This is a genomic window from Idiomarina sp. 017G (assembly GCF_004362265.1).
Classification (GTDB): domain Bacteria; phylum Pseudomonadota; class Gammaproteobacteria; order Enterobacterales; family Alteromonadaceae; genus Idiomarina; species Idiomarina loihiensis.
Map to the genome: position 1 here is coordinate 85,853 of NZ_SNWT01000001.1, position 26,709 is coordinate 112,561.

Annotated in this window: 23 protein-coding genes and 3 tRNA genes; 23 read left to right on the top strand and 3 right to left on the bottom strand. The window is 47.7% G+C overall.

From position 1 onward, the window contains the following. Nucleotides 1-26: 26 nt before the first annotated feature. The 17 genes from aspS (at nt 27) to DEU30_RS00530 (ending at nt 17,883) form a co-directional block, all read left to right on the top strand. Nucleotides 27-1,796 (top strand): aspartate--tRNA ligase, encoded by a 1,770-nt coding sequence (gene aspS, locus DEU30_RS00450; RefSeq protein WP_114981590.1) that lies wholly within the window; start codon nt 27-29, stop codon nt 1,794-1,796. Nucleotides 1,797-1,812: 16 nt separating this feature from the next. Further along, nucleotides 1,813-2,562 carry a YebC/PmpR family DNA-binding transcriptional regulator gene (locus tag DEU30_RS00455; protein ID WP_110012733.1) on the top strand — a complete coding sequence of 250 codons (750 nt, stop codon included), beginning with the start codon at nt 1,813-1,815 and terminating at the stop codon, nt 2,560-2,562. Then, entirely contained in the window at nt 2,563-3,099 is a 537-nt protein-coding gene (gene ruvC / locus DEU30_RS00460) for a crossover junction endodeoxyribonuclease RuvC (RefSeq protein WP_110012732.1), read from the top strand. A gap of 12 nt (nt 3,100-3,111) precedes the next feature. Next, on the top strand, nt 3,112-3,729 hold the full coding sequence (ruvA, locus tag DEU30_RS00465) for a Holliday junction branch migration protein RuvA (protein ID WP_011234337.1): 618 nt from the start codon (nt 3,112-3,114) through the stop codon (nt 3,727-3,729). A gap of 9 nt (nt 3,730-3,738) precedes the next feature. Continuing rightward, a complete protein-coding gene (gene ruvB / locus DEU30_RS00470) occupies nt 3,739-4,758 on the top strand; it encodes a Holliday junction branch migration DNA helicase RuvB (RefSeq protein WP_011234336.1) in 1,020 nt (339 codons plus the stop codon). Nucleotides 4,759-5,159: 401 nt separating this feature from the next. Then, entirely contained in the window at nt 5,160-5,570 is a 411-nt protein-coding gene (ybgC, locus tag DEU30_RS00475; protein WP_011234335.1) for a tol-pal system-associated acyl-CoA thioesterase, read from the top strand. Between the two features lie 3 nt (nt 5,571-5,573). Beyond that, a complete protein-coding gene (tolQ, locus tag DEU30_RS00480; protein ID WP_011234334.1) occupies nt 5,574-6,284 on the top strand; it encodes a protein TolQ in 711 nt (236 codons plus the stop codon). Further along, nucleotides 6,281-6,709 carry a protein TolR gene (tolR, locus tag DEU30_RS00485; RefSeq protein WP_011234333.1) on the top strand — a complete coding sequence of 143 codons (429 nt, stop codon included), beginning with the start codon at nt 6,281-6,283 and terminating at the stop codon, nt 6,707-6,709. Before tolQ ends, tolR begins: the two co-directional genes overlap by 4 nt. Nucleotides 6,710-6,711: 2 nt before the next feature. Next, nucleotides 6,712-7,629: a cell envelope integrity protein TolA gene (gene tolA, locus DEU30_RS00490; protein ID WP_227016311.1), complete on the top strand. Its 918-nt coding sequence runs from the start codon at nt 6,712-6,714 to the stop codon at nt 7,627-7,629. Between the two features lie 11 nt (nt 7,630-7,640). Then, entirely contained in the window at nt 7,641-8,990 is a 1,350-nt protein-coding gene (tolB, locus tag DEU30_RS00495) for a Tol-Pal system beta propeller repeat protein TolB (RefSeq protein ID WP_011234331.1), read from the top strand. A 53-nt stretch (nt 8,991-9,043) separates the two neighbouring features. Then, nucleotides 9,044-9,580 carry a peptidoglycan-associated lipoprotein Pal gene (pal, locus tag DEU30_RS00500; RefSeq protein WP_110012729.1) on the top strand — a complete coding sequence of 179 codons (537 nt, stop codon included), beginning with the start codon at nt 9,044-9,046 and terminating at the stop codon, nt 9,578-9,580. 68 nt (nt 9,581-9,648) lie between these two features. Beyond that, nucleotides 9,649-10,362, top strand: coding sequence for a tol-pal system protein YbgF (ybgF, locus tag DEU30_RS00505; protein ID WP_227016310.1), 714 nt, complete (start codon nt 9,649-9,651; stop codon nt 10,360-10,362). Nucleotides 10,363-10,491: 129 nt separating this feature from the next. Then, nucleotides 10,492-10,567: transfer RNA gene (locus tag DEU30_RS00510), tRNA-Lys, on the top strand. A 30-nt stretch (nt 10,568-10,597) separates the two neighbouring features. Then, nucleotides 10,598-10,673: transfer RNA gene (locus DEU30_RS00515), tRNA-Lys, on the top strand. 143 nt (nt 10,674-10,816) lie between these two features. Next, a complete protein-coding gene (nadA, locus tag DEU30_RS00520) occupies nt 10,817-11,857 on the top strand; it encodes a quinolinate synthase NadA (RefSeq protein WP_114981589.1) in 1,041 nt (346 codons plus the stop codon). A 138-nt stretch (nt 11,858-11,995) separates the two neighbouring features. Continuing rightward, nucleotides 11,996-16,462: a glutamate synthase large subunit gene (gltB, locus tag DEU30_RS00525; protein ID WP_114981588.1), complete on the top strand. Its 4,467-nt coding sequence runs from the start codon at nt 11,996-11,998 to the stop codon at nt 16,460-16,462. Beyond that, nucleotides 16,462-17,883: an FAD-dependent oxidoreductase gene (locus tag DEU30_RS00530; RefSeq protein ID WP_110012725.1), complete on the top strand. Its 1,422-nt coding sequence runs from the start codon at nt 16,462-16,464 to the stop codon at nt 17,881-17,883. Before gltB ends, DEU30_RS00530 begins: the two co-directional genes overlap by 1 nt. Before the next feature lie 16 nt (nt 17,884-17,899). Here DEU30_RS00530 and DEU30_RS00535 read toward each other — a convergent pair whose 3' ends face one another. Further along, complete coding sequence (locus DEU30_RS00535; protein ID WP_011234324.1) at nt 17,900-18,742, bottom strand: SDR family oxidoreductase; 843 nt, start codon at nt 18,740-18,742, stop codon at nt 17,900-17,902. Nucleotides 18,743-18,810: 68 nt separating this feature from the next. Here DEU30_RS00535 and DEU30_RS00540 point away from each other — a divergent pair, with 68 nt between their 5' ends. The 6 genes from DEU30_RS00540 to DEU30_RS00565 all read left to right on the top strand — a co-directional run bounded on the left by DEU30_RS00540 (nt 18,811) and on the right by DEU30_RS00565 (nt 25,692). Continuing rightward, the gene (locus tag DEU30_RS00540) at nt 18,811-20,724 is read left to right on the top strand and encodes a PilZ domain-containing protein (RefSeq protein ID WP_034819870.1); all 1,914 of its coding nucleotides are present in this window, start codon (nt 18,811-18,813) and stop codon (nt 20,722-20,724) included. Between the two features lie 93 nt (nt 20,725-20,817). Continuing rightward, complete coding sequence (locus DEU30_RS00545) at nt 20,818-22,203, top strand: M28 family metallopeptidase (RefSeq protein ID WP_114981587.1); 1,386 nt, start codon at nt 20,818-20,820, stop codon at nt 22,201-22,203. After that, a complete protein-coding gene (locus tag DEU30_RS00550; RefSeq protein WP_011234321.1) occupies nt 22,196-23,173 on the top strand; it encodes an amidoligase family protein in 978 nt (325 codons plus the stop codon). The genes DEU30_RS00545 and DEU30_RS00550 overlap by 8 nt, the downstream gene beginning before the upstream one ends. Continuing rightward, nucleotides 23,146-23,805: a gamma-glutamyl-gamma-aminobutyrate hydrolase family protein gene (locus DEU30_RS00555; RefSeq protein ID WP_114981586.1), complete on the top strand. Its 660-nt coding sequence runs from the start codon at nt 23,146-23,148 to the stop codon at nt 23,803-23,805. Before DEU30_RS00550 ends, DEU30_RS00555 begins: the two co-directional genes overlap by 28 nt. 121 nt (nt 23,806-23,926) lie before the next feature. Then, nucleotides 23,927-25,558, top strand: coding sequence for a methyl-accepting chemotaxis protein (locus tag DEU30_RS00560; RefSeq protein WP_114981585.1), 1,632 nt, complete (start codon nt 23,927-23,929; stop codon nt 25,556-25,558). A gap of 46 nt (nt 25,559-25,604) precedes the next feature. Further along, a tRNA-Ser gene (locus tag DEU30_RS00565) sits at nt 25,605-25,692 on the top strand. A 71-nt stretch (nt 25,693-25,763) separates the two neighbouring features. On the opposite strand, the gene bfr (DEU30_RS00570) is transcribed toward DEU30_RS00565, so the two are convergent. Both bfr (DEU30_RS00570) and bfr (DEU30_RS00575) read right to left on the bottom strand, forming a co-directional pair. Next, nucleotides 25,764-26,231 carry a bacterioferritin gene (gene bfr / locus DEU30_RS00570; protein WP_011234318.1) on the bottom strand — a complete coding sequence of 156 codons (468 nt, stop codon included), beginning with the start codon at nt 26,229-26,231 and terminating at the stop codon, nt 25,764-25,766. Further along, nucleotides 26,231-26,707, bottom strand: a complete 477-nt coding sequence (gene bfr / locus DEU30_RS00575; RefSeq protein ID WP_034819886.1) for a bacterioferritin — start codon at nt 26,705-26,707, stop codon at nt 26,231-26,233. The genes bfr (DEU30_RS00570) and bfr (DEU30_RS00575) overlap by 1 nt, the downstream gene beginning before the upstream one ends. Between the last annotated feature and the right edge of the window lie 2 nt (nt 26,708-26,709).

A 26,709-nucleotide genomic window follows, 5' to 3' on the forward strand; every position in this document is an offset into this window, starting at 1 on the left:
TGCAACAGCTAGCAGGATAAACGCGCATGCGAACTCATTACTGTGGACAAATAAATGCTGAATTAGCGGGACAAGAAGTCACGTTATGTGGTTGGGTAAATAAACGCCGGGACTTAGGCGGCTTAATTTTCATCGATTTGCGCGACCGTGAAGGGCTGTTGCAGGTTGTTTTTGACCCGGACCAAAAAGCGTTATTTGAGACAGCAAACAGCCTGCGTCAGGAATTCTGCGTGCGCTTAAGCGGTAAAGTTAACCGTCGGCCGGAAAGTCAGGTAAACAAAAACATGGCAACCGGCGAAGTTGAACTGCTGGCTACCGACTTAGAAATTCTAAGCCGCTCTGAGCCGCTTCCTATCGACTTTAATCAGCAGGTGAGTGAAGAAGCGCGCTTGCGTTACCGCTACCTTGATTTGCGTCGTCCACAAATGAACGAAAAACTGCAGTTCCGGGCGAAAGTAACCAGCGCAGTACGTCGCTTTTTTGATGACAACGGCTTCTTAGATATAGAAACGCCAATGTTAACGCGAGCAACGCCGGAAGGCGCGCGCGACTACCTGGTGCCAAGCCGTACTCATAAAGGACGCTTTTTCGCGCTGCCACAAAGCCCTCAGTTGTTTAAACAGCTGCTGATGATGTCGGGTTTTGATCGCTACTATCAAATTGTTAAATGCTTCCGCGACGAAGATTTACGCGCTGACCGCCAACCTGAATTCACTCAGATAGATATCGAAACCTCGTTTATGAGCGCTGAGCAGGTCATGGAAATTACCGAGCAAATGGCTCGTGACCTCTTCAAGCAACTACTTGATGTGGACTTAGGTGAATTCCCGAGCATGACCTGGCACGAAGCCATGCGCCGTTTTGGTAGTGACAAACCCGACCTGCGTAACCCATTAGAGCTGGTTGATGTTGCTGATGTTTTAAAAGACGTTGAGTTTAAAGTCTTTTCTGGCCCGGCGAATGACGAAGAAGGCCGCGTTGCAGCCATTCGTTTACCAGGGCAGGCTGAAAACGTTTCACGCAAGATGATTGACGAATACACACAATTTGTCGGCATTTATGGCGCGAAAGGTTTGGCCTGGATTAAAGTAAACGACCGCAGTGCAGGCCGGGAAGGCTTGCAGTCACCTGTTCTTAAGTTCCTGCCGGACGAAGTGATTGAGCCATTATTAGAGCGCACTAAAGCGCAAACTGGCGATGTCCTGTTCTTTGGTGCCGATAAAGCGAACGTTGTTGCTGAAGCTTTGGGTGCTTTACGCCTGAAGTTAGGTAAAGACTTTGAACTGGTCAGTAACGAGTGGAAACCGCTATGGGTTGTAGACTTCCCAATGTTCGAAGTTGCAGACGACGGCAGTCTGGCCGCGTTACACCACCCGTTCACCGCACCGGTCAATGTGACTCCCGAGGAGCTAAAAGCTAACCCGGCAGCCGCTATTTCAAACGCCTACGATATGGTGTTGAATGGTGTTGAGTTAGGTGGTGGTTCGGTTCGTATCCACGAAAACGCAATGCAGCAAGCGGTGTTTGAAGTGTTAGGTATTGAAAAAGACGAAGCGCAGGAAAAATTTGGCTTCCTGCTGGAAGCATTGAAGTACGGCACGCCACCACATGCAGGTTTAGCTTTTGGTTTAGACCGCCTGGTGATGTTAATGGTTGGCGCAAGCTCTATTCGTGACGTTATCGCCTTCCCGAAAACAACCACCGCAGCTTGTGTTCTGACCGATGCGCCTGGCGCAGCGAACCCGGCAGCATTGCAAGAGCTGGGCGTAAAAAGTATTGTGAAGGAAGACAAGTAATCAACAGAGGTGACATATGGCTGGTCATTCCAAATGGTCTAATATTAAGCACCGGAAAGCCGCGCAGGACGCTAAGCGCGGCAAAATTTTTACCAAGTTAATTCGTGAAATAACGGTCTCTGCCCGCGAAGGTGGCGGAGACCCTGAAACCAACCCGCGTTTACGTGCGGCTATCGATAAAGCCTTATCCAATAATATGAAGCGCGACACCATAGATACTGCGGTCAAACGCGGTTCGGGTGATCTCGAAGGCGATAACGTTGATGAGTTGACTTATGAAGGTTATGGCCCCAACGGCGTGGCTGTCCTGCTTGAATGCATGACCGATAACCGAAACCGGACGGTGTCAGATGTTCGCCACGCGTTCAGTAAGTTAGGCGGTAACTTGGGTACCGACGGCTCTGTCGCCTACTTATTTAATAAGAAGGGCGTTATTAGCTATGCTGACGGTGTGACCGAAGAACAGGTTATGGAACCGGCGCTGGAAGCTGGCGCGGAAGATATCCTTGCTTATGAAGAAGGGAGTATCGATGTCATTACATCACCGGAGAACTTCGGTGCAGTTAAAGATGCTCTGGATGCAAAAGGATTGGAAGCCAGCAACGCTGAAGTGACTCAGGTTCCTGACACTCGCGTTGATTTGGATGAGGAATCCGCACGAACCTTTTTAAAACTGTTGGATGCGCTGGAAGACTTAGACGACGTGCAAAACGTTTATCACAATGCCGATATCTCTGATGAGATCATTGCGCGACTGGACGACTAAGTGGCGATTATTCTGGGTATCGACCCGGGTTCGAGACTGACCGGCTACGGCGTTATAGAGCAGCGCGGACGGCAGCTGAATTACCTTGGTAGTGGTTGTATAAAGGTTATTGGTACCACTAAAGAGCCTTTAACCCTGGCGGAAAAGCTGCGTCGCATTCATGACAGCGTCAGTGAACTCATTACTCAGTTTAAGCCGAACGAATTCGCAATAGAGCAAGTGTTCATGGCAAAGAACCCGGATTCCGCCTTAAAGCTTGGGCAGGCGCGAGGGGCGGCGATAGTAGCTGCCGCACGTGCAGAGCTTCCGGTAGCGGAGTATTCAGCGCGACAAATTAAACAGTCTGTGGTGGGTAACGGTGGTGCAGAAAAGTCTCAGGTTCAGCATATGGTGATGGCGTTACTGAATCTGCAGCGTTGCCCTCAGGAAGATGCCGCAGATGCACTCGCCGTTGCCTTATGTCATGCTCACAGTTCACAAAACCTGATTAAAATGGCAGGCGCCGCGCGTAAAACTGTGCGCGGGCGTTTGCGTTAACGGAGTAAAAAAGTGATAGGTCATATTCAGGGCGTACTTACCAGCAAGCAACCACCGGAAGTGGTATTAGATGTACAGGGCATTGGTTATGAAATTCAGTTGCCAATGACCTGCTTCTATCAATTGCCGCCGGTGGGCGAAACCATAAAATTAATCACACATTTTGTGGTGCGCGAAGATGCACAGCTATTGTATGGTTTTATTTCTGCTTCAGAACGTTCGCTGTTCCGGTTACTACTGAAAACTCAGGGAGTTGGCCCGAAACTGGCTTTGGCTATTTTATCCGGCATGTCAGCAGATGAGTTTGTCATGGCTGTGAACCAAAACGATGTTACTCGTTTGGTGAAATTGCCAGGTGTAGGCAAAAAGACCGCCGAACGTCTGGTTATTGAAATGCGTGACCGACTCAAAGACTGGCAGCCGTCTACGCCATTTACCGACCGTGCACCGCTGGATAGCCAGGGTATGGATGCAAGAGAACATCCGGCCGATGCAAGAACCGATGCTATTAGCGCCTTGCAGTCACTTGGCTATAAAGAAAATCAAGCTGAAAAAGCCCTGCAAAAAGTGTACTCTGCAGAACATAACAGTGAGACCTTGATTCGACTGGCGCTAAAGCAGCTGTCGTAAGGAAGCCCCATGATAGAAGCCGATCAAATACCAACTCAGCGGCTCATTGAACCCGAGGTACAGGGTGAAGATGAGGCTGTTGATCGTGCCATACGGCCTAAAACTCTGGCGGATTATACGGGGCAGAAGCATGTCGTTGAACAGATGGGAATTTTCATTGAGGCCGCGCGCAAGCGTCAGGAAGCCCTGGATCATCTCTTAATTTTTGGTCCTCCGGGGTTGGGTAAAACGACGCTGGCGAACATTGTGGCGAATGAGCTGGATGTGAGTATTAAAACAACTTCGGGTCCGGTTCTGGAAAAAGCCGGTGACTTAGCGGCGTTGTTGACCAACCTCGAAGCACACGACGTCTTATTTATTGATGAAATTCACCGTTTGAGCCCGGTTGTCGAAGAAATTCTGTATCCGGCTATGGAAGATTACCAGCTCGACATTATGATAGGCGAAGGTCCTGCAGCCCGTTCGATTAAATTAGATTTACCACCCTTTACCCTCATTGGTGCTACCACTCGTGCTGGCGCGCTGACGTCACCGCTACGCGACCGCTTTGGTATTGTGCAGCGCCTTGAGTTTTATGATGTTAATGAATTAACCGATATTGTTGGGCGTTCGGCTCACTTCATGAATGTCCGTATGCTCGACGGTGGTGCCCGTGAAATAGCGCGCCGCTCAAGAGGTACGCCGCGTATAGCCAACCGCTTATTGCGTCGGGTACGCGATTATGCCGAAGTCAGAGGTAATGGCGACGTTGATGAAGTGACAGCCAATGCCGCTTTGACCATGGTGGACGTTGATCAGGCTGGCTTTGATTATATGGACCGGAAGCTGTTATTAGCCATTATGGAAAAGTTTATGGGTGGGCCTGTGGGGTTAGATAACCTTGCGGCAGCGATAGGCGAAGAAAAAGATACCATTGAGGATGTTCTGGAACCTTATTTGATTCAGCAGGGCTTTTTGCAACGCACGCCGCGTGGACGTATAGCGACTCCCAGAGCTTATCAGCACTTTGGGTTAAAGCCGGAAAAATAGGTAAAAAAAAGCCCGCACAATGTGCGGGCAAACAGAACAACAAGAAGGAAGTTAAATCCAGGGAACTATTACTGAATAAACAATCTCAGAAAAAGTGACAACCAATCTCTTCGTCTTTGATATGCTGAGTATTATAAAGTTAATCTGATTCTGATCAAACAAGAAAAATTAGATGTTCGCATTACAATAACTAATCCGGAAGTTGTATTATTTGTTCAAAAAAAGCGCAACATATTTGTAACAAAAAAGAAAATATCTTAAAAATCATGGTGTTGATATTTTGTTCTTTTCATTCTGTTATAAAAAAAAGTCTGCTGACAAAGTAACCAGTTATGGTTTTAGGGGCTTCTTTACAAAATATTACACAAAGGTAACTTTTCGGAACTTTACTTGAGGTGGTAATGTCTCATTATGAATTTGAATGGCCTATCCGGGTTTACTACGAAGACACGGATGCAGGTGGTATCGTTTATTATGCTAATTATCTCAAGTTCATTGAAAGAGCTCGAACAGAGTGGTTACGATCATTAGGGATTGAACAGGATACCTGGTTAGCTCACAATATAGCCTTTGTGGTTCGCAAGGTAGAACTGGATTTACGGCAGGCGGCTAAGTTTAATGCTGAATTAATGGTCACTGTTAAAGTAACAAAGATTAAGAAAGCCTCTTTGGTTTTCGAACAACAAGTTTTGGCGAAGGATGGCAGCGTGCATTGTCAGGCAACTGTTTTAGCAGCCTGTGTTGATAATCAGGCGATGAAAGCTGTTGCTATTCCGGAACCGATAATATCGCGTATTCAGTCAGGGGTTTAAAGCGTGGAAGCAGAACTATCGTTTATTGATTTATTCATGCAAGCCAGTTTATTAGTCAAGCTGGTGATGGTTATGTTACTGGCGATGTCGGTATGGGGCTGGGTGTTAATTTTTCAGCGCAAGAAAGTGTTGAAGCAGGCTCGAAATGACGCGCTAAAGTTTGAAGATAGATTCTGGTCAGGCGTCGATCTTGCACGCCTTTATCAGGAAATCTCGGCTCGTGCTAAAAATGCACGAGGAATGGAGTTACTGTTTCACGCGGGCTTTAAAGAGTACGCTCGGCTGCGCAACCACTCAACAACAAATACGCAGACAATGCTTGAAGGTGCGTTTCGTGCCATGCGCGTAGCTCACGCCCGAGAAACCGAAAAGCTGGATAATAACTTAGGTATTCTGGCAACTATTGGTTCTATAAGCCCCTATATTGGTTTGTTTGGAACGGTATGGGGAATTATGAACGCCTTTATCGCTTTAGGTGCCGTGCAACAGGCTACGCTGGCCATGGTTGCACCGGGTATCGCCGAAGCTTTGATTGCAACTGCGATGGGTCTTTTTGCCGCGATACCGGCCGTTATTGCTTACAACCGATTTACCACTAGTGTGGAAAAAGTTGATAATCAGTACATGAACTTTATTGATGAATTCATCTCAATTTTACAGCGGCAGTCTTCGGCTCAGGCAGGCAAAAGTAAAGTAGAGGGCGAAACGGTATGATGGTAATGCCGCGCAAGCGTCGTAAGCCGGTTGCGGAAATTAACGTAGTACCTTACATCGACGTGATGCTGGTTCTGCTGATCATCTTTATGGTAACAGCCCCTTTGATTACTCAGGGCGTTAAAGTTGATTTACCGAAAGCAACCGCCGAACCTCTCTCTGAAGAGAGTAAACCGCCTTTAGTGGCGTCGGTTGATGCTGAAGGTCGCTATTATTTAAATCAGGGTGACTCCCAGGATACGCCGATGCAGGCAGATGAACTTGCAACTTTGGTTGCCGCTCATTTGCAGGTTGAACCTGATACTCCGGTTATGGTCAATGGTGATGGTGCCGTATCTTATAATCAAATTGTGCAACTGATGGTGTTACTGCAAAGAGCGGGTGTGCCGTCAGTCGGTTTAATGACAGATTCGTCGGATAATTAGTTGTGGCAAAATCAGATAGCTTAACCTTACCGCTGATATATTCGATTGTTATACACGCTACAATCGCGGGTGTGTTGTTATTTAGCTTTGAGTTTACTCCCTCGACGCCGGAGGCGATGGAAGTCAATTTAGATCAAAGCGAGCTGGATATGTCAGAAGAGATTGTTAGCGCAGTCACAGTTGATAAATCCAAAGTTCAACAACAGGCAGATAAAATTCGCCAGCAAAAAGCGGAGCAAGAGGCGGCTGAACAACGCCGTATTGAGAGACTTGAGCGGCGTGCTGAGGAAGCGCGTAAAGCACGCGAAAGAGAAGAACAACGTAAAAAAGAAATAGAGCGTCAACAGGAACTAGAGAAACAAGAAGCTGCGGAAGCACGGAAACAGGCAGAGCGAGAAAGGAAAGAAGCTGAACGCCTGGCGCAGGAGCGTGCCAAAGCTGAGGCTGCGGCGAAAGAAGCCGAGCGGCGTAAACGCGAAGCAGAAGAAGCTGAACGTCGGGCTGAAGAAGAACGTCGTAAGCGTCTCGAGGAGCAGCGTAAACGTGAACAAGAACAGCGTGAAGCGGCTGAACGTGAGGCTCAGTTGCAAAAAGAAATGGAAGAAGAGCGGGCGCGTCGACAAGCTGCTCGTCGTCAGCAAGTACTGAGTGAAGTTGAAAAGTATCAGGCGCTCATTCAGCAGACTATTCAGCGAAACTGGAATGTTGATGACTCAATGCAGGGTAAGTCATGTGAGTTAACCATAAGAGTAGCTCCTAGCGGATTCGTTAAGTCAGTTGATACGGGTAGTGGTGATGCGAACGTTTGTCGTTCTGCACAAAATGCCGTATTAAAAGCTACAACACTGCCGGTTTCTGAAGATCCGGAAATTTATGAACAAATGAGTACAATTAAATTGACTGTAAAACCGCAGTTGTAACAAGGTGACCGATGAAAAATATATTAATTAGAAGCATTTTACTCTTTGTTGCGCTAACCGCTTTTGTGCGTGCAGGGGTACTGGAAATCGTCATCACGGAAGGTATTGATACGGCGCGGCCGATTGCGGTTGTGCCTTTTCAGTGGAAAGGTGAAGGAAAGGCACCAAACGAGCTTACCGATGTTATTGCTGCGGACCTTATGCGTAGTGGTAAATTTAATCCGATTCCTGTAAGTGCAATGCCACAACGCCCGGCTGCCGATGACGAGATAGATTACTCAGCTTGGGCTAAGATGGGCGTAGAAGCTATTTTAGTCGGTTCAATAGAACCGTATTCAGTTGACCGTTACATGGTTAAGTTTGAAGTTATTGATGTACTCCGGGGACAAATTACCGGCGGTAATTCGCAGATGTTACGCAATGGCGAGTTGGTGCAGAGTAACGATCATGTTCTTGATTCTCGCTCCAGCGTTATTGATGGTGATCAATTTCGCTCTTATGCACATCGAATTTCAGATGTTGCTTACGAAGCGTTAACGGGCGAACGTGGTGCTTTCATGACAAAAATCGCTTATGTCACGGTAAACCACGATGATCGCTATCCATACAAACTGGCGGTTGCAGATTATGACGGTGCGAACGAGAAAATACTGCTACGTTCACCCGAGCCGTTGATGTCTCCGGCCTGGTCTCCTGATGGTAATAAACTGGCTTACGTTAGTTTCGAGAATAAAACAGCAGAAATATTCATGCAGGATATTTATACCACCCGCCGCGAGAAGCTGACGTCGTTCCCCGGGATAAACGGTAACCCTGTTTTCTCGCCAGATGGCAAAAAGTTAGCTATGGTTTTATCTAAGGATGGAAATCCTGAGCTTTATGTGTTTGATATTAAAACTAAGGACTTGCAACGTGTTACTCGTAATCGTACGATTGATACAGAGCCTAACTGGACGCCAGATGGTGAATCTTTAGTGTTTACCTCAGAAAGAGGTGGCAGACCGCAACTATATAGCGTAAATTTATCATCAGGTCAGGTTCGTCGGTTAACCTTTGATGGTGAGCAGAATTTAGGTGGTACCTTAGTGCCGTCCGGCGAAGATATGATTTTAGTGAACCGGACACGTGGTAACTATCATATCGCTAAGCAAGAGTTTCCGCGTGGAAACATGCAAGTTTTAACGAAAACGTCTTTAGATGAGTCACCAAGTGTGGCACCAAATGGCAGTATGGTTATTTACAGTACAACGCATAATAATAAACAAGTACTGGCTTTGGTTTCTATCGATGGGCGTTTTAAAGCACGATTACCGGCTACCGATGGTGAAATTAAGTCACCGGCTTGGTCGCCATTTATGTAAAACAAAAGCCTGAATGGTTGAATTGTTCGATAAAAACGATAAGGACGAAAAGGATGCAGCTTAATAAACTTTTAAAAGCTCTGGCAATCGTTGTACCAATGGCAACTCTGGCCGCTTGTAGCTCAAACCAGGAAACTGATTCAGGTATGGGCGCAGGTCAGGAAACCAATCAACAAGCTGAGCAAGACTCTGGTGTTGAAGTTGGTGCAGCAGACCGCGCACAAAGAATGGAAGAAGAACGTCAGCAAAAAATGGAAGCGTTACGTAAAGAACACATCGTTTACTTCGCTTTTGACAAATCTAACGTTCAGTCAGAGTACACCGACCTGTTGTCGGCGCACGCTGATTACCTAGTCAAAAACCCGTCTGTGAAAGTGGTTATTGAAGGTCATACCGACGAGCGCGGCACGCCTGAGTATAACATCGCGTTAGGTGAGAGACGTGCTAAAGCAGTTGAGAGCTACTTGCACAACTTGGGTGTTCAGGATTCTCAAACCTCGACTGTTTCATATGGCGAAGAAAAACCAATGGTAAATGGTTCAAACGAACGCGCATACGCGAAAAACCGTCGCGCTGTTTTAGTTTACTAATTTAAAAGTAACGGATAGTAATGAGAAAAACGCTGTTAGCTGTATGTTTGTGTGTGCCTGGGGCTGTTATGGCCCAGGCACCTGTTTCTGGACTGTCGTCTTCAGGCGGTGTTGAGCAACGACTGGAACAAATCGAGCGCATGCTCGAAGCCCGTTCCAGTGCTCAGCTTGAAATGCTTAATCAGTTAGGTTCTTTGCAGCAAGATGTTGCTGAATTAAGGGGCATAACGGAAGAGCACGAGTACCGTCTGGAGCAATTGTTGCAACGCCAGCGCGAGCTGTATCAGGAAATTGATCGTCGCTTCAGTAATTTGAAGTCGAGCAATAACCAGAGTGAAACTGCCGGCAACGATTACAATAGCCTTGAGCAGGTACCGACACAAACAGACAATAGCAGCTATTCTCCAAACCTTAGCGAGAATGATGCTTATGACAAGGCGATAGCTTTAGTCCTTGAGGATAAGCGTTATGATGAAGCTATACCCGCATTTGAGTCTTTTCTGAAGAACTTTCCAAACTCGACTTACTCTCCTAATGCTCACTACTGGTTAGGTCAGCTGTTTTTTGCCAAACGTCAATACGATCAGGCAAAGCAACAGTTTGAAACTGTCGTTAATGATTACCCAGACAGTAATAAACGTGGTGATTGTTTATTAAAGCTTGGTGCTATCGCCAGTGAGCAAGATAAATCGGCAGATGCAAAAGCTTATTACCAGCAAGTGATTGAAGAATACCCGGAAAGTACCGAAGCTAATTTGGCAAAACAACGCTTAAATCAGTAACAACTGGGCAACATGTGTTCGTGAATTAAGCAGTCGCACAGTTTTTTTCAATTTTCAGTTGCATACGCGCACTATTTCAGTAAACTATGCCGCCGTTGCCAAGCAGAAACGGGCAATATTATTGGCGTTGGGTTGTTAGCTCAGTTGGTAGAGCAGTTGACTTTTAATCAATTGGTCGCAGGTTCGAATCCTGCACAACCCACCACGTCGCCGATAAAAATATTTACCAGAATATGGGTTGTTAGCTCAGTTGGTAGAGCAGTTGACTTTTAATCAATTGGTCGCAGGTTCGAATCCTGCACAACCCACCACTTCACTGAATACCCCATTAAGAAAACCACTCAAACCATACTGATGAATTAAGAGTGATACTGACTTAGCTATAAGCATCCCTTGAATTCCGCTATAATAGTCCTCACTTATTAAGAACACTTGGAAAACAAGCCGTAGTATCATGACCGAGATTCAAACTCTGGATAGCCTTGATTATACTTTTCCGCCAAAGCCTAAACCGTTAAGTGCGGAAGAGAAGTCCGAAACCATTAATCGTATTAAGCAGCTTCTGATTGATGAAGACGCTGTATTGGTGGCTCACTACTACACAGACCCCGATATTCAGGCGTTAGCCGAGGCAACTGGTGGCTGCGTGGCCGATTCTTTAGAAATGGCTCGATTTGGTCGCGACCATCCGGCAAAGAAGCTGATTGTAGCTGGTGTTCGTTTTATGGGCGAGACGGCTAAAATTCTTACGCCTCATAAGCAAGTGTTGATGCCAACATTGAAAGCCGAATGTTCCCTTGATCTTGGCTGTCCACCAGAAAAATTTGCTGAATTTTGTGATCAACATCCTGACCGGACAGTTGTCGTTTATGCGAATACTTCAGCAGCGGTAAAAGCTCGTGCAGACTGGGTAGTGACATCCAGTATGGCGCTTGAGCTTGTTGACCATTTGGATGCAAAAGGAGAAAAAATTCTTTGGGCACCAGATAAGCATTTAGGCGGTTATATTGCACGGGAAACCGGAGCTGATATGTTGTTGTGGCAGGGCGCCTGCGTCGTGCATGATGAGTTTAAAGCGAAAGCCCTGCAGGATATGAAAAAGCTTCACCCCGAGGCGGCTATTCTCGTGCACCCGGAGTCTCCGGAGAATATTGTCGCGATGGCGGATGCGGTCGGTTCTACCTCGCAGCTTATTAAGGCGAGTCAGGAATTGCCAAATGAAACCTTCATAGTGGCTACCGACAAAGGCATTTTTTATAAAATGCAGCAGCTGCAACCGAATAAGACCTTTATTGAAGCCCCCACTGCGGGTAACGGCGCAACGTGTCGCAGTTGTGCGCATTGCCCCTGGATGGCAATGAACGGCTTAAAAGCGATAGAAGAAGCGTTAACGGACGGTGGAGAAACACATGAGATTCATGTCGATGAAGCTCTGGGCAAAAAAGCCATGGTGCCGCTAGACCGAATGCTGGAATTTGCAGCGACTTTAAAGTGATTTAAAAGGCTCCTTCGGGAGCCTTTTTACTTTTTGTCTATACAACATATTTGTAACAATAATAGCCCCAGTGCCTACCGAAGCTGATGCCTGCATGGTAATCTAGCTTTATTGAATAATTATTCGAGTGGTATAAGCATGGGACTTTATGATCCAGCTGATGTCCGTGATAACTGCGGCTTCGGCCTTATCGCTGATATTAATGGCGAAGCTCAGCAAGGTTTAATTTCTACCGCAGTAAAAGCGCTGGACCGTATGCAACATCGTGGTGGTATTGGTGCCGACGGTAAAACCGGAGATGGCTGCGGACTACTACTGCAAATGCCCGAGCAGTTTTTCCGCCAGTACGCAGAAACTCAAGGTTGGCAGCTCAGTAAGAAATTCGCTGTCGGTATGGTATTTTTTAGTCGCGATAAGGATAAGCGCGAGTCTGCCCGCCACCTTATTGAGCAAGAGCTTCAACGAGAGACTTTAGCGGTCACTGGCTGGCGTAAAGTTCCGGTCAACAACCAAGTACTGGGTGAAGGCGCTAAATCGTCTGAGCCGGTTATTGAGCAGGTTCTGGTGTCGGCTCCGCCGGGCTGGCGTAAAAAAGATTTGGAAAGACGCTTGTATATGGCGCGTAGACGCGTCGAAAAGCTGATGCCTAATCAGGATGAGCTCTATATTTCCTCGTTGTCGAGTCTGGTCTTAGTCTATAAAGGCCTGATGATGGCAGCTGACTTGCCGGCTTATTACACTGACTTAGCCGATGCCGAAATGAAAACCTCTATTTGTGTTTTCCATCAGCGCTTTTCTACTAATACGGAACCGCGCTGGCCGCTGGCTCAGCCGTTCCGGTTCCTTGCCCACAACGGCGAAATTAATACTATACGCGGGAATCGACAGTGGACGCAGGCAAGAGCTTATAAATTCCAGACCCCCTTACTGCCTGACTTACAGGACGCAAAGCCACTGGTGGGACTGTCAGGCTCCGATTCTGCGTCTTTAGACAATATGCTGGAGCTATTGCTGGCTGGCGGCATGGATTTATTCCGGGCAATGCGCCTGTTGATCCCACCAGCATGGCAGGGCGATGCCACCATGTCTGATGACATGCGTGCCTTTTACGAGTTTAACTCCCTGCATATGGAGCCCTGGGATGGGCCTGCCGGCGTGGTTATGAGTAACGGTCGGCATGTGGCCTGCAGTCTGGATAGAAATGGTCTGCGTCCGGCGCGGTATGTTCTTACCCGTTCGGGTATTCTGACCATTGCCTCAGAAGTGGGTATCTGGGATTACGACGAGCAGGAAGTGATTGAAAAAGGCCGCTTAGGACCGGGACAAATGATGGCGGTGGATACCTATACCGGCAAAATTTGGTATAACGACCAAATTGAAGAAGAACTCAAGCAGCGTCACCCTTATAAACAATGGCTGGAACAACACCGTCGCCACTTGATACCGTTTGAACGCAGCCACGCCGACAAGCTGGGTAAGCGTTTGTATGACGACGAGACCATGCTGGTTTTTCATAAAGCGTATTTGTACTCCGAAGAAGAAATACAGCAAATTATCAGTGTTCTGGCGAAAGATGGTCAGGAAGCCGTGGGTTCTATGGGGGACGATACACCCACCGCCGTGCTTTCAAAGCAGCCGCGTTTGCTTTACGACTATTTCCGGCAGCAGTTTGCTCAGGTGACTAACCCGGCTATTGACCCTATCCGTGAACGCCATGTTATGTCGCTTTCCACTATCATAGGCCGTGAGCATAATGTATTTAACGAGGCATCCGGCGATGCCGACAGGGTAGTATTTGAATCTCCTATCCTCATGTACACCGATTTAAAGCAGCTACGGGAACTTGATGAACAACATTACCGGGCAACCACCTTGTCGCTGGGTTTTAAACCAGAGCAGCAGAATTTACAACAAGCCATCGATAGCCTGGTTGAGCAGGCAAAAACCGCGGTTAAGGATGAGCAAACGGTTATTCTGGTTCTCAGTGACCGGGATTTACAGCGAGAACAGCTGACGATACCGGCAGCCATGGCCGTTGGGGCGGTGCAACAAGTGCTGGTGAAGAATGATCTTCGCTGTGACTCAAACATTATTATTGAAACCGCATCCGCGCGTGATCCGCACCATATGGCGGTATTAATAGGCTTAGGCGCCACTGCGGTTTATCCCTACCTTGCGTATGAAACCGTGGAGCAACTGGTCGCCCGGGGCAAAGTTCAGCTGGACATAAAAGAAGCATTGCTCAACTACCGTAAAGGCCTGAATAAAGGCTTACTGAAAATACTCTCGAAAATGGGTATTGCGACCGTGGCAGGTTACCGGGGCTCCTCCTTGTTTGAGGCGGTTGGGCTGAACGAAGATGTGCGCCGTCTTTGCTTTGAGAACGTACCAGCACGCATTGATGGTACCGGATTTGACGATATACAGCAGGATCTTCAGCAGAGCTTCCATCGCGCCTGGTTAACACGAAAAAAACTGGCTCAGGGCGGTTTACTGAAATATGTGCATGGTGGGGAGTACCACGCTTATAACCCGGATGTTGTGACGTCGCTGCAACGCGCGGTGGCAACAGGCGAGCAGCGAGATTACGACGTTTACGCTAAGTTTGTTAACGAGAGGCCGGTGACTCACCTGCGTGATTTGCTCAGTATCAAATTGCCTGAAAAGGCAAAAATTAAAAAAGAAAAAGTAGAAGCCAAAGAACTCCTGTTTCAGCGTTTCGATACAGCAGCTATGTCGATAGGCGCGTTAAGCGCCGAAGCTCACGAAGCCTTAGCTATTGCCATGAATACTATTGGCGGGCATTCAAATTCTGGCGAGGGTGGGGAAGATCCGAAGCGCTTTAACAACGCAAAAAACTCGCGAATTAAGCAAGTGGCCTCGGGGCGCTTTGGTGTCACGCCGCATTATTTGGTTAATGCCGATGTTATTCAGATAAAGGTTGCGCAAGGAGCCAAACCCGGTGAGGGAGGTCAACTGCCCGGCGAAAAAGTGACTGCGGAAATTGCCCAACTGCGATACGCCGTGGCTGGTACTACCTTGATATCGCCGCCGCCGCATCACGATATTTATTCCATTGAAGATTTAGCTCAGCTGATTTTTGACTTAAAGCAGGTGAATCCGAAAGCCTTAGTTTCAGTCAAGCTGGTTTCTACGCCTGGCATTGGCACCATTGCTACAGGTGTCGCGAAAGCGTATGCCGATTTAATTACTGTGTCCGGCTACGATGGCGGAACTGGTGCTAGCCCCATGACCTCGGTCAAGTATGCCGGCTCGCCCTGGGAGCTTGGTTTGGTTGAGGTGCACGAAGCCCTGGTGGCGAATAACTTGCGCCACAAAATTCGGTTGCAGGTCGATGGCGGCTTAAAAACCGGTATGGATATTGTGAAGGCGGCTATTTTAGGCGCTGAGAGCTTTGGTTTTGGCACCGCCCCTATGATTGCTCTGGGCTGTAAGTATTTACGCATTTGTCATTTGAACAACTGTGCAACAGGCGTGGCCACTCAGGATGAAACCCTGCGGCGGGAGCATTTTTCCGGCTTGCCGGAACGTGTGGTGAAACTGTTTGAGTTTATGGCGGAAGAGGTGCGTGACATTCTCGCTCAATTGGGGCTGGAAAAGTTAACCGACGCTATTGGCCGGGTTGACCTACTGGAACGGCTGACTGGTGAAACCAAACGTCAGCAGCAGTTACAGTTAATTGCCTTGTTGCAGTCAGCCGGGGTTCGCTCAGAGCATTCTTTATATTGCACCGAGAAGAACCCGCCGTTTGATCAGGGCCAGCTGAACCAGCGATTGCTGGAGTTGTGCAAGGAGTCTATCGATAAGCGCAGCGGAGGTCATTGGTCTTTGACTATCCGTAATGACGACCGTTCGGTTGCTGCAAGTGTATCGGGTTACATTGCCAGCCAGCATGGAAATCAGGGAATGGCTGTTGCGCCAATTACTTTAGGTTTCATCGGTACCGCAGGACAAAGCTTTGGTGCATGGAATGCCGGAGGCTTAAAGCTTCATCTGACCGGAGACGCCAACGACTACGTTGGGAAAGGTATGGCCGGTGGTGAAATTACTATTAAGCCGCCAGCAGGCTGTCGTTATAACACGCACGAAGCCGTCATTATGGGCAATACCTGTTTGTATGGCGCGACTGGCGGAAAACTTTATGCTGCCGGTTGTACCGGTGAACGTTTCGCGGTGCGTAACTCCGGCGCGACAGCTGTGGTAGAGGGTATTGGTGACCATGGTTGTGAATATATGACCGGCGGTATTGTGGTGGTACTGGGTGAGTGCGGCATCAACTTTGGTGGCGGCATGACCGGCGGTTTTGCTTATTTAAGAGACAGCGACGGCGACTTACATCGTCGGCTTAACCACGAATTGGTTGAGGCCGTTGCCGTGGATACCCCGATTATTCAGGAACACTTGCGTGGTTTAATTCATGAGCATCACGAAGCAACGGGAAGTCACTACTCGCGCGAGTTATTAAACAACTTCGAGCAAGTAGTGGACAGCTTTTATATCGTCAAACCAAAAGCAGCAGATGTGAAAGAGCTTTTAGGGCATCGGGCGCGGTCAACCGCAGAATTACGTGTGCAGGTGATGTAATGAACAAGAATATTTATCAGTTTTTGGACGTGCAGCGCATTGATCCGCCGAAACGTCCGGTTGAAGAGCGCCGCATTGAGTTTAAAGAAGTTTATGATCCAATGCCTGACGTGCAGCTAAAAGGCCAGGCAGATCGTTGCCTGGACTGCGGAAACCCTTATTGTGAGTGGCAATGCCCGGTTCACAACTATATTCCTCAGTGGCTGGAGCTGGCCAATGAAGGGCGGGTTATTGAAGCCGCTGAACTGATGCATAAAACCAACAGTCTGCCTGAGGTTTGTGGCCGGGTATGTCCGCAGGACCGTTTGTGTGAAGGAGCCTGTACGCTGAATGACGGTTTCGGCGCAGTAACTATTGGCAGTATTGAAAAGCAAATGGTCGACGAAGCCTTTAAACAAGGGTGGCGACCAGATTTAAGCGGTGTGACTCAGCGTCAGGAACGGGTTGCTGTCATTGGAGCCGGGCCTGCAGGTCTTGCCTGTGCTGACGTATTGACGCGTAATGGTGTCAAAGCTGTCGTTTACGATCGTTACCCGGAAATTGGAGGCCTGCTAACCTACGGCATTCCGCCATTTAAGCTGGATAAAGCGGTCATGACGTTGCGTCGTGAAATATTCACCGACATGGGTATTGAGTTTAAGCTGGGTGTCGAAGTGGGTAAAGACATCAGTTTTGCTGAGCTGGAAGCCAATTATGATGCGGTATTCTTAGCTCTGGGGACTTATAAAGCGCTGGATGGAAAACTAAAAGGTCTGGACGCAGATGGGGTTTATCCTGCCTTGCCGTTTCTCATTGGCAATACACAAAAGCTTATGGCTCATGAGCCTATGTCTCAGTATCCACTTATTGATGTGAAAGACGAGACCGTGGTTGTGCTTGGTGGTGGCGATACTGCAATGGACTGCGTCAGAACCTCAATCAGGCAGGGAGCGAGTTCGGTTGTCTGCGCTTATCGCCGCGACGAAGGTAATATGCCAGGGTCGCGCAAAGAAGTGCAGAATGCTCGCGAAGAGGGCGTGTCTTTTGAGTTTAACCTGCAGCCGCTGGAAGTAGTCACGGACAATTCGGGTAAGGTTAGCGGCGTGAAAATGATGCGTACTGAACTTGGCCCGGCGGACGCGGATGGCCGCAGACGTCCACAACCTGTGCCGGATTCAGAATTCATAATGTCTGCAACGGCGGTGATTATTGCTTTTGGCTATCAGCCCAGCCCGCCAGAATGGTTACAACAACATAAAGTGGAGCTAAGCAACTGGGGCACTGTGCTGGCCACTGGCGACACGGAGTTTGCGATGCAAACCAGCAACCCGAAAATATTTGCCGGTGGCGATATGGTGCGCGGCGCCGATCTGGTCGTGACGGCGATAGCAGAAGGACGCAACGCCGCCGAGGGAATGCTGGATTATTTCGACGCCGTATAAGTTATGAGCAGCGCAATCAGCGCTGCCATTGTTTAATAACCGGCGCATAACCTTCGCGAAAATTCGCATACTGAAGTTGGTAACCACTGTCTTTCAAACCCTTGTTCATACAGCGTTTAGAGCCTCTGGGACCAACTTTCTTATTAATGTTTCCTGCCAGCTCAATTCCAAGCTGCTCAGCCAGCCACTGATAAACTTCGTATTGTTTGACTGGTTCATCGTCATTAACTAAATAAACAGGTTTGGGCTGATTAACCTGGGTAAGTAAATGCACAATAAAGCCAGCGACATCGTCCTGATGTATGCGGTTAGTCCAGCTGTCACGAAGCTGGACATTGCCCTGAGTTAATTGACGCAATAAAAAATCACGTCCCTCGCCGTAAATACCACTGCAACGAAGAATTGAGGTTTGCCCCGGTAAGGCATTGATAATGGATTCAGCCTGTAATAGAGCTTTACCAGAGTCTGACGTCGGTTCCGTTGCACTGTTTTCATCAATCCACTCGCCGTCGCGTTGTGCGTAAACGCCGGTGCTGGAAACGTAAATAATATTAGGCTGATGCCTTTGCTGCGACAGTACCTGTTGCAGGTGACGACAGGGAACGACATAGCCCTGATGATAGCTATCTTCTGCGCCTTTTGCAGGAGTCAGGGTAATGACAACATTATCCCATTTATTCTGGAACAGTTGGTAAAGCTCTTGTTCACTGTTTAAGTCTGCTGCAACTAAATTGACCCCCTGGCGTACCGGCTTGCTCTCCGGGGTTCTGCAAACTCCGGTGACTTGCTCGTTTTGCCCGCTCAGCCGTTGCGCAACGCGGTCTGCAATATCGCCGTAACCGAGTAAAAGCGTTTGCATGAAGATCCTCTTGGCGTTAATGTAAAAGAAATGTTGAACTTAATATAGATACTGAACAATAGCCCATTATGAGCAGTGACCCTTCAATAGAAAGTCTGATTGATGAGCTTAAAACAGATTATCACCGCTCTCAATTTGAGTCTCTGTTTAAACGTAAAACAAAACATCTTAGCGGGCCCGAGAGGCTGCAGGCGCGTATGCGCATTACCGAGTTAGCGAAACCAGCTTTGGGTGTTATAGATCTTCGAAAGAAAATCCAGTCCGAAATTGAACCCTACCCTTTTCAGGGGCGCGTACATTATTTTGATTTAGCTGCGAAACGATTATTTGAAGACGGCTTACGACTGTATAAGGGCGTTTTTACAAACGACACGAAACAGCAAATATTAGCGTTAAAAACACAGCATCAGCAGTTAGCGGAAGACAAAGCCTTAGCCCAGCAGGAACAAGAGAAGGCGCTTGCCAGTTTCGTGGCCGGGCGTGAGTACCAACGTTGTGAGCAACGGATTAACCTGGTCAGCGCTGTGACCATGGAGCTGGCCGATGGCCAGGAATTCAGCGCTATGACTGTGGACATCTCTAATAATGGACTGCAGTTAAAGCTAGGTTTTGATCCCCAGCTAACCGGCTTGAAGTATGCACGCGTAAAGGTTTACTTTTCAGGACTTAGCGACGACTTTGTGTTTGACGCAACCCAGGAATATGAATACCGGGTAGTTGGGCTCAAAGAAAAAGACTTTTGTCTTTACTTACGCTTAAGGCGCATGGATGAAGCTGGCGATGACGAACTAGGCCGGTTTTTAGCGGCTATGTTGAGCAAGTCCCGGCGTCGCTATAAAGTTAATGTTGAGCATTTAGCCCAGAGGGTTACAGCCCGGGGGCATGAAAGCTACTGGTTTGATGCCGTTCAGGCTGTGCCTATTATTCTAAAAGCTGGCTCAGCGAGCTGCGCTTTAGTTCAGACAAACTCAAATCAAACCCTGTTGAACAGCTGGCAGCAACACCAGAGAGATCTTATTGCGGAGCTTATTGAGCAACCATGGGTTCAATCTGTGGTAAATGAGTTGCAAGAATCCAGAAAACCAACACGCCGACAAGTTACCTTGTTTCGTATTAGCTTGCCCATAAATAAAGTCTGGCGTGAGTACTTACTGCCGCTGCAGGCTATACAAAAAGAAAAAAGCTTAATTGCTACGCTAAACGCATTGCGTGCGGCGGGTTACGGGGCAAGGTGTTATCAACTGACGCTCACTTACAGCAAAGACGATGAGTTAAGCTACGGCGAATTGAATGCGATAAAAACACCTCTTTGGCGCGAACATTCCAATGAGAAGCTGAAATTATCGGTACTACAGGACTACCAGACCAAAGGAGCTAAAGCACTGAGTTGTAAACTGCTTAGTCCTGAAGCGTCAGCAGAGCAGAATATGTTTCGTTACGCTTTATCCAGCGCCTTGTTTTTGTATAAAAACGGCGTTGACTGGGAGCCTCAACTGGCCGCATTAATGTCTATTTCTGAAGGTTTACCGAAATTGTTTGATGACACTGAATTTTGGTTAGCAAACAACGCACGCTTACTTGGCGGACGGCGCCTGAGCTCAGAACTAAGAAAGTCATTGCGTCGGGTGTCGGAGAACAGCAGTTTGTCGCCGCGTATATTACTGTTAAGAGTTACTCAGGCCACTCAGAAAGACGGCGTTATGGGGCGAGAAATCAGCGAGTACGACAGCTTTGAAGAGGCGGCAGAATACATTCGCTTTCTTGATGAAGATGATAACTTTCTTGCGCTGCTGGTAGCAGGGCAGCCCTGTCAGAATCAAATATCAGCCGAGTTGATGACAGACTTGTCTTATATTCAACGCTACTTACCGCATCGGGCTAAAGAGCTGGAATCCAGTTTTAAACAACTGCGCGGCGTCATAACCCTGACAGACGTGACTCAGACTCTAAGTGGGCTTGCACAACTAACGGAGCAGCCATAAAGGTTGTTGTCTGCTGCTCCTGTGCGCGGCTTTCCATCCTCCGCTGTATACCTCATAATCGAAACAAGCTCATTAATTAACAGGTATTCAATTATGTTCAAATCGTGGACAAGTTCATTACTGGCGGTAAGTGTTGGTTTAGCCACTCCGCTAAGTGTTATGGCTCAGGATGGCATTGACTATAAAGAGCAGGAAAAGTTACATGAAATAGCCGGTGCCATGCAGGCTGATCGCATTGAAAGCGATATTCAGACGCTGGTGGATTTCGGCACGCGCCATACCTTATCTGAAACGGAATCTGATACGCGAGGCATTGGTGCTGCGCGGCGTTGGATTTATGCTGAATTTGAGCGCATATCCGAAGCCTGTGGAGGTTGCCTTGAAGTGATGTACGTCAGCGACACGATTTCGGGAGAAGAGCGTATACCGGATCCTGTGGAAGTGAAAAGTGTCATTGCGGTTCAGCGTGGCAAAACAGACCCTAATCGTTATGTGATGATGTCCGGGGACATCGACTCGCGAGTTAGTGATGTCATGGATTATACCTCCGACGCCCCGGGCGCAAACGATAATGCCTCTGGTGTCGCTGGCGCGTTAGAAGCGGCACGAGTGCTAACCCAGTACGAATTTGATGGTTCTATTGTTTATGCGGCACTGGCAGGCGAGGAACAAGGTCTGTTTGGCGGCAAAATTCTGGCCAAAAAAGCGAAAGATGACGACTGGCATCTGACCGCTGTGCTTAATAATGACATGATTGGTAATATTGAAGGTATTAACGGGGTTATTGATAACACCACTGCACGTATTTTTGCTGAAGGCACCCGTATGAATGAATCGGATCGCGAAGCAACCATGCGCCGTTTTTATGGTGGCGAAGTGGATTCTCCTTCACGCAACTTAGCCCGCTACATTGATACAGTGGCTGATCGTTACATCAATAATTTAGACACTATGATTGTTTATCGCTTAGATCGCTTTGGTCGTGGTGGGCATCATAGACCTTTTAATGATTTAGGCTATGCCGGTATCCGCATTATGGAAACCAACGAAAATTATAACCGTCAGCACCAGGACCTTCGGGTGGAAGATGGCATTGAATATGGCGATACCATCGATGGCGTAGACTTTGACTACGCCGCTAAACTGACAGCGCTGAACGCGGTTTCTATGGCAAGCATGTCTTGGGCGCCAAGGCCTCCTGCTAATGTCGAAATAGAAGGTGCAGTAAAACCGGATACAACCCTGCGCTGGACGGCGCAAGAGGAAGATAAAGAAAATATTGCGGGTTATAAAGTTTACTGGCGCTTAACCAGTGCTCCTCAGTGGCAGTTCAGCCGCTATGTGGGTAACGTAAACGAATACACACTGGAGAATGTGGTGATCGATAATTACATTTTCGGTGTAGCTAGTGTCAGTAACGATGGCTTTGAAAGCCCAGTTGTATTTCCGGGACCAGCGGGGACATTTTCTATTGAGTAAAACGTTGTTCAAAGCATTAACCGAGCCGCTAAATTATGAAGGGGAAGACCGAAGAGTCGGTTTCGAACTGGAGTTTAGCGGTTTAACTCTGGAGAGAACTGTCGAAGTTCTGCAACAACAGTTGTCGGGGAAACGGGTTGCGGTCTCTAAAGCGGAACAAAAAGTTGAAGTGGATGAACTGGGTTCATTTACAGTTGAGATAGACTGGGACTATTTAAAGCGAAAAGCGAAAGCAGAAGGCGGAGACAATTCTGCCTGGGTGCGCGAGTTAGGCAGCATAGCTGAGAACCTGGTACCTATCGAAATTGTTTGCCCGCCATTGACTCTTGAGCAGTGTGAGCGGTTAATTCCTGTGACCGATGCTTTACGGGAAGCAGGTGCGAAGGGCACTGATGAGTCCTGGATTGCTGCTTATGGTGTGCATATTAACCCGGAGGTGCCGTCGTTAGAGCCAAATGTCCTGCTGCGTTATTTGCAGGCATTTTCTTTGTTGCAATGGTGGCTGGTAGAGGCTCACCGGGTTGATACAACACGAAAGCTGAGTCCTTATATTGATAAATATCCTGAAGCCTACATTCGCTTGCTGGTTTCTCAGCAGGAGGTAAGCCGGGAGCAACTAATTAATGATTATCTGGAACATAATGCCACCCGTAACCGGGCGCTGGATATGTTGCCGCTGTTTGCTTTTCTGAATGAAGAAAAAATTATGAAAGCGGTGGAAGATAATAAGATTAAAGCCCGCCCGACATTTCATTATCGTTTACCGAATTGTCAGCTTGAACACCCTGACTGGGATTTAACCGAACCATGGAAAATTTGGTGGATAGTGGATGCTCTGGCGAACGACGAACAGGCTTTAGATTACTGGAAGCAAGCGTTCACTGATGCTGAACGCCCGCTAATAGGGGTTTCAGAAAAAGACTGGAAGGAAAGGTTGCAGCAATGGCTCAAAGACCGCGAGTGGTTGTAACAGGAACCGCCAGACGGTGGTCTCCTTCCTGGTGGTGTACCTGGCTTATTCTTAAGTGTCTTGGGGCAACCCCTGTGCGCGCGAGTGTCAGACACAGCTGTGACCACGAAGGTATCGACGCCGTGATTATTGGCGGCGGCGATGACATTAGTCCATCTGAGTACAATCAACCACCGGAGCGTGACGGCGAATACGACCCCGACAGAGATGAGCTTGAAATTGCCTGGATACGTTGGGCACTGGAAGAAAAAAAGCCTCTGTTAGGTATTTGTCGTGGCTCGCAGCTGATTAATGTAGTGCTGGGTGGTGAACTGAATCAGAATATCCGGGAGCTACGACAGCTAACCTATAATCGGCCCGGGTTATTGCCAACCAAACAAGTGTTTATTGAGCCCCGGAGCCAGTTGGCGAAAATTTGTAAAAAACAAAAGCTGAGAGTTAACAGTCTGCACTCACAAATTGTTAAGCAAACCGGCGTCGGTATGCTTGCCGTGGGTTGGGATCTCGATGGTTTTCTACAGGCTTCTGAAGGGCAGTCCGAACAAACTATTATTGGTGTGCAGTGGCATCCTGAGTATCTTTTTTATGTGCCCAGCCAGCTCAGAATCTTCCGTTGGCTTATCAAACAATAATTGAACATTCCGATTATACCGTCGTCAATATATCAATTTTTTTGATCCATCCTTGAGCCTGATTAGTATAATCGTTCAATTACATAGATAAATATATCATCATCACTTTCTGGAGCATTACATGACCATAGCAAATCGGTTGTACGCGGGGTTTGCCTTTATTCTGCTGTTACTTGTTATAACGACCATTGTCGGTACGTATCAGGTTAGCGAAATCGATAAAACACTAACAAGAGTGAATGAAGTAGGAAGTGAAAAACAACGCTTTGCTATTAATTACCGTGGCAGTGTCCATGACCGTGCTATTGCTCTGCGCGATTTAGTACTTGTGGATGATGCCGCGGATCGCCCTCCGCTGCGTGAGTTAATTGATGATTTAAAGGCGAATTACAACACAGCAGATAAGGGTATGAGTGCTATTTTTTCTGACAGCACTTTAGTTAGCAGTAAAGAACGTGAATTATTGGCTGCTATTGAAGACGTACAAGTGCGTGGACTGGCCGCCGCTGATGAAACAGAGCGTTTGCTGAGTTCAGGTCAACGACAACAGGCGCAGGAATACGTACTGAATGAACTGTCTCCGGTTTATGCTGAATGGCTGAATCGTATTAATACCTTCATCGATTATCAGGAGCAGAATATAGCGTCAGGTACCGAAGGTGTTATGGACCGTAGCGAAAACTTTGCCACTTTAATGTGGTGGGTGACTGCTTTTGCCATTATTAGTGGTGGTATTGCCGCCTGGCGGATAGTGGCCAAGCTGACTCATACCATAGGCGGTGAGCCCGAAGAGGCCGCCGAGGTATTGCAGCGCATTGCAGACGGTGACTTAACGGTTTCAACCCGGACACGCTATGAAGATAGCATGATGGCAGACGTTAACCGCATGGCTCGTCAACTTAGAGAAATTCTGCAGGATGTTAATGATTCTGCTGATACGATTCTGAACTCATCGAACGAGTTGTCTGAAACAGCGAATGATAACCAGCAACTAGTAGTTCAGCAGCAAGAGCAGACCACTCAGGGTGCAACGGCAATTCATCAGATGGCGCAGACGGTGCGAGAAGTTGCTCAGCATACAGAGCAGGCGGCTCAGCTGGCGGACGACACTGATAAAGAGACTGTTGGTGGTAGCCGTGAAGTTGAAGCGACCATTCGCTCTATTGAAGAGTTGGCAAACCAGGTTGAAGGTGCATCAAAAGTTATTGGTCAGTTGTCTGATAACACGGCAGAAATTCATAAAGTACTGGAAGTAATAGAAGGCATTGCAGACCAGACCAATTTACTGGCGTTGAATGCCGCAATTGAGGCCGCCCGTGCCGGCGAACATGGCCGCGGCTTCTCCGTGGTTGCTGATGAAGTCCGCGCACTAGCGAACCGAACTCAGGACTCAACCCGTAATATTCAAAGCTTAATTGAAACCATGCGAGTGAGTGCCAACGACGCTGTTACCGTTATGGAAAAAGGCAGAGAAAAAGCCGCAGAAAGTGTTGAACAGGCACGCTCCGCCGGTAAGTCTCTGCATGCCGTGAATAGCTCGGTTGCAAAAATGAGCGACATGAACGCGCAAATTGCGACTGCAGCGGAAGAACAAACTGCCGTAGCGGAAGAGATAAACCAGAACTTCACATCCATTACTCAGGCTGCTGAGCAAACCGCAGCAGGCTCAGAGCAAATTAGTGAAGCCAGCCGTGAGCTGAACGAACTGGCAAAACGATTAAATAATGGCATGAAACGCTTTAAAATTGCTTAAACCCCTTGATTAGAACGGCTAAAACCCCTACCATAGCGGCCGTTCTGGAGAGGTGTCCGAGTGGCTGAAGGAGCACGCCTGGAAAGTGTGTATACGGCAACGTATCGAGGGTTCGAATCCCTCTCTCTCCGCCAGATACAAAAGAAACCGCCCTTGAGGCGGTTTTTTTGTGTCTGCAGAAAGAGGGGACTGTATGAGAACTGGATTACATCATGCTTTGTAAATACAGCTGTTCACCCAGTCGATCCATTAAGTTCAGTTGTATCTGTAGCCAGTACGCGTGATCTTCTTCGGTATCTTTTAAAATACCGACCAGCATTTCGCGAGTAACGTAATCATCCACTTCTTCGCAGTATTCAATGACTTCACGCAGTGTTTTGGCGTTGTTGTGCTCAAGCTTTAAATCGTTTTCCAGCATCTCCCGGACATCCGAACCTATGGTATGAGGTTCGCGATTGCTCATGTTGGGTTTGCCTTCCAGAAATAAAATTCTGCGAATGAGCAAGTCTGCATGACCGCGCTCGTCGTCAATTTCATGGTTAATGCGCTCATAAAGCTTCATTAAACCCATGTCTTCGTACTGACGCGAATGTGAGGTGTACTGGTCAATTGACGTGAGTTCAAAGGCCAGCAGGCGATTTAGCTGCTCAACGACATTGTTATCTCTGCGCATTATTCAGCTCCTTGAATTTTTGTTTGCAAATAGACCTCGTTACCCAGGCGCGATATCAAATCAATTTGAGTTTCAATCCAGTCGAGATGTTCTTCCTGCGAGTCGAGAATATCGCGTAATGCGTTACGGCTGACATAGTCTTTGTGTATCTCACACTCTTTTATGGCTTCGCGTATTGCGCTGACATCGTTAAACTGGACTTTATGGTCCATTTCCAGCATTTCTCTTGGGTCTTCACCAACGTATAACTTACCCAGTTCCTGCAAATTAGGAATGCCTTCCAGGAACAAAATGCGTTCGATAAGCACATCGGCGTGCTTCATTTCGTTAATAGAGGCTTTATAAACAGGCTTGTTCAGACTTTCGAAGCCCCAGTTACGATACATGCGGGCATGAAGAAAGTACTGATTAATGGCGGTAAGTTTGAGCGTCAGTATTTTATTCAGTTGCTGGATGACTTTAGCATCACCTTTCATAG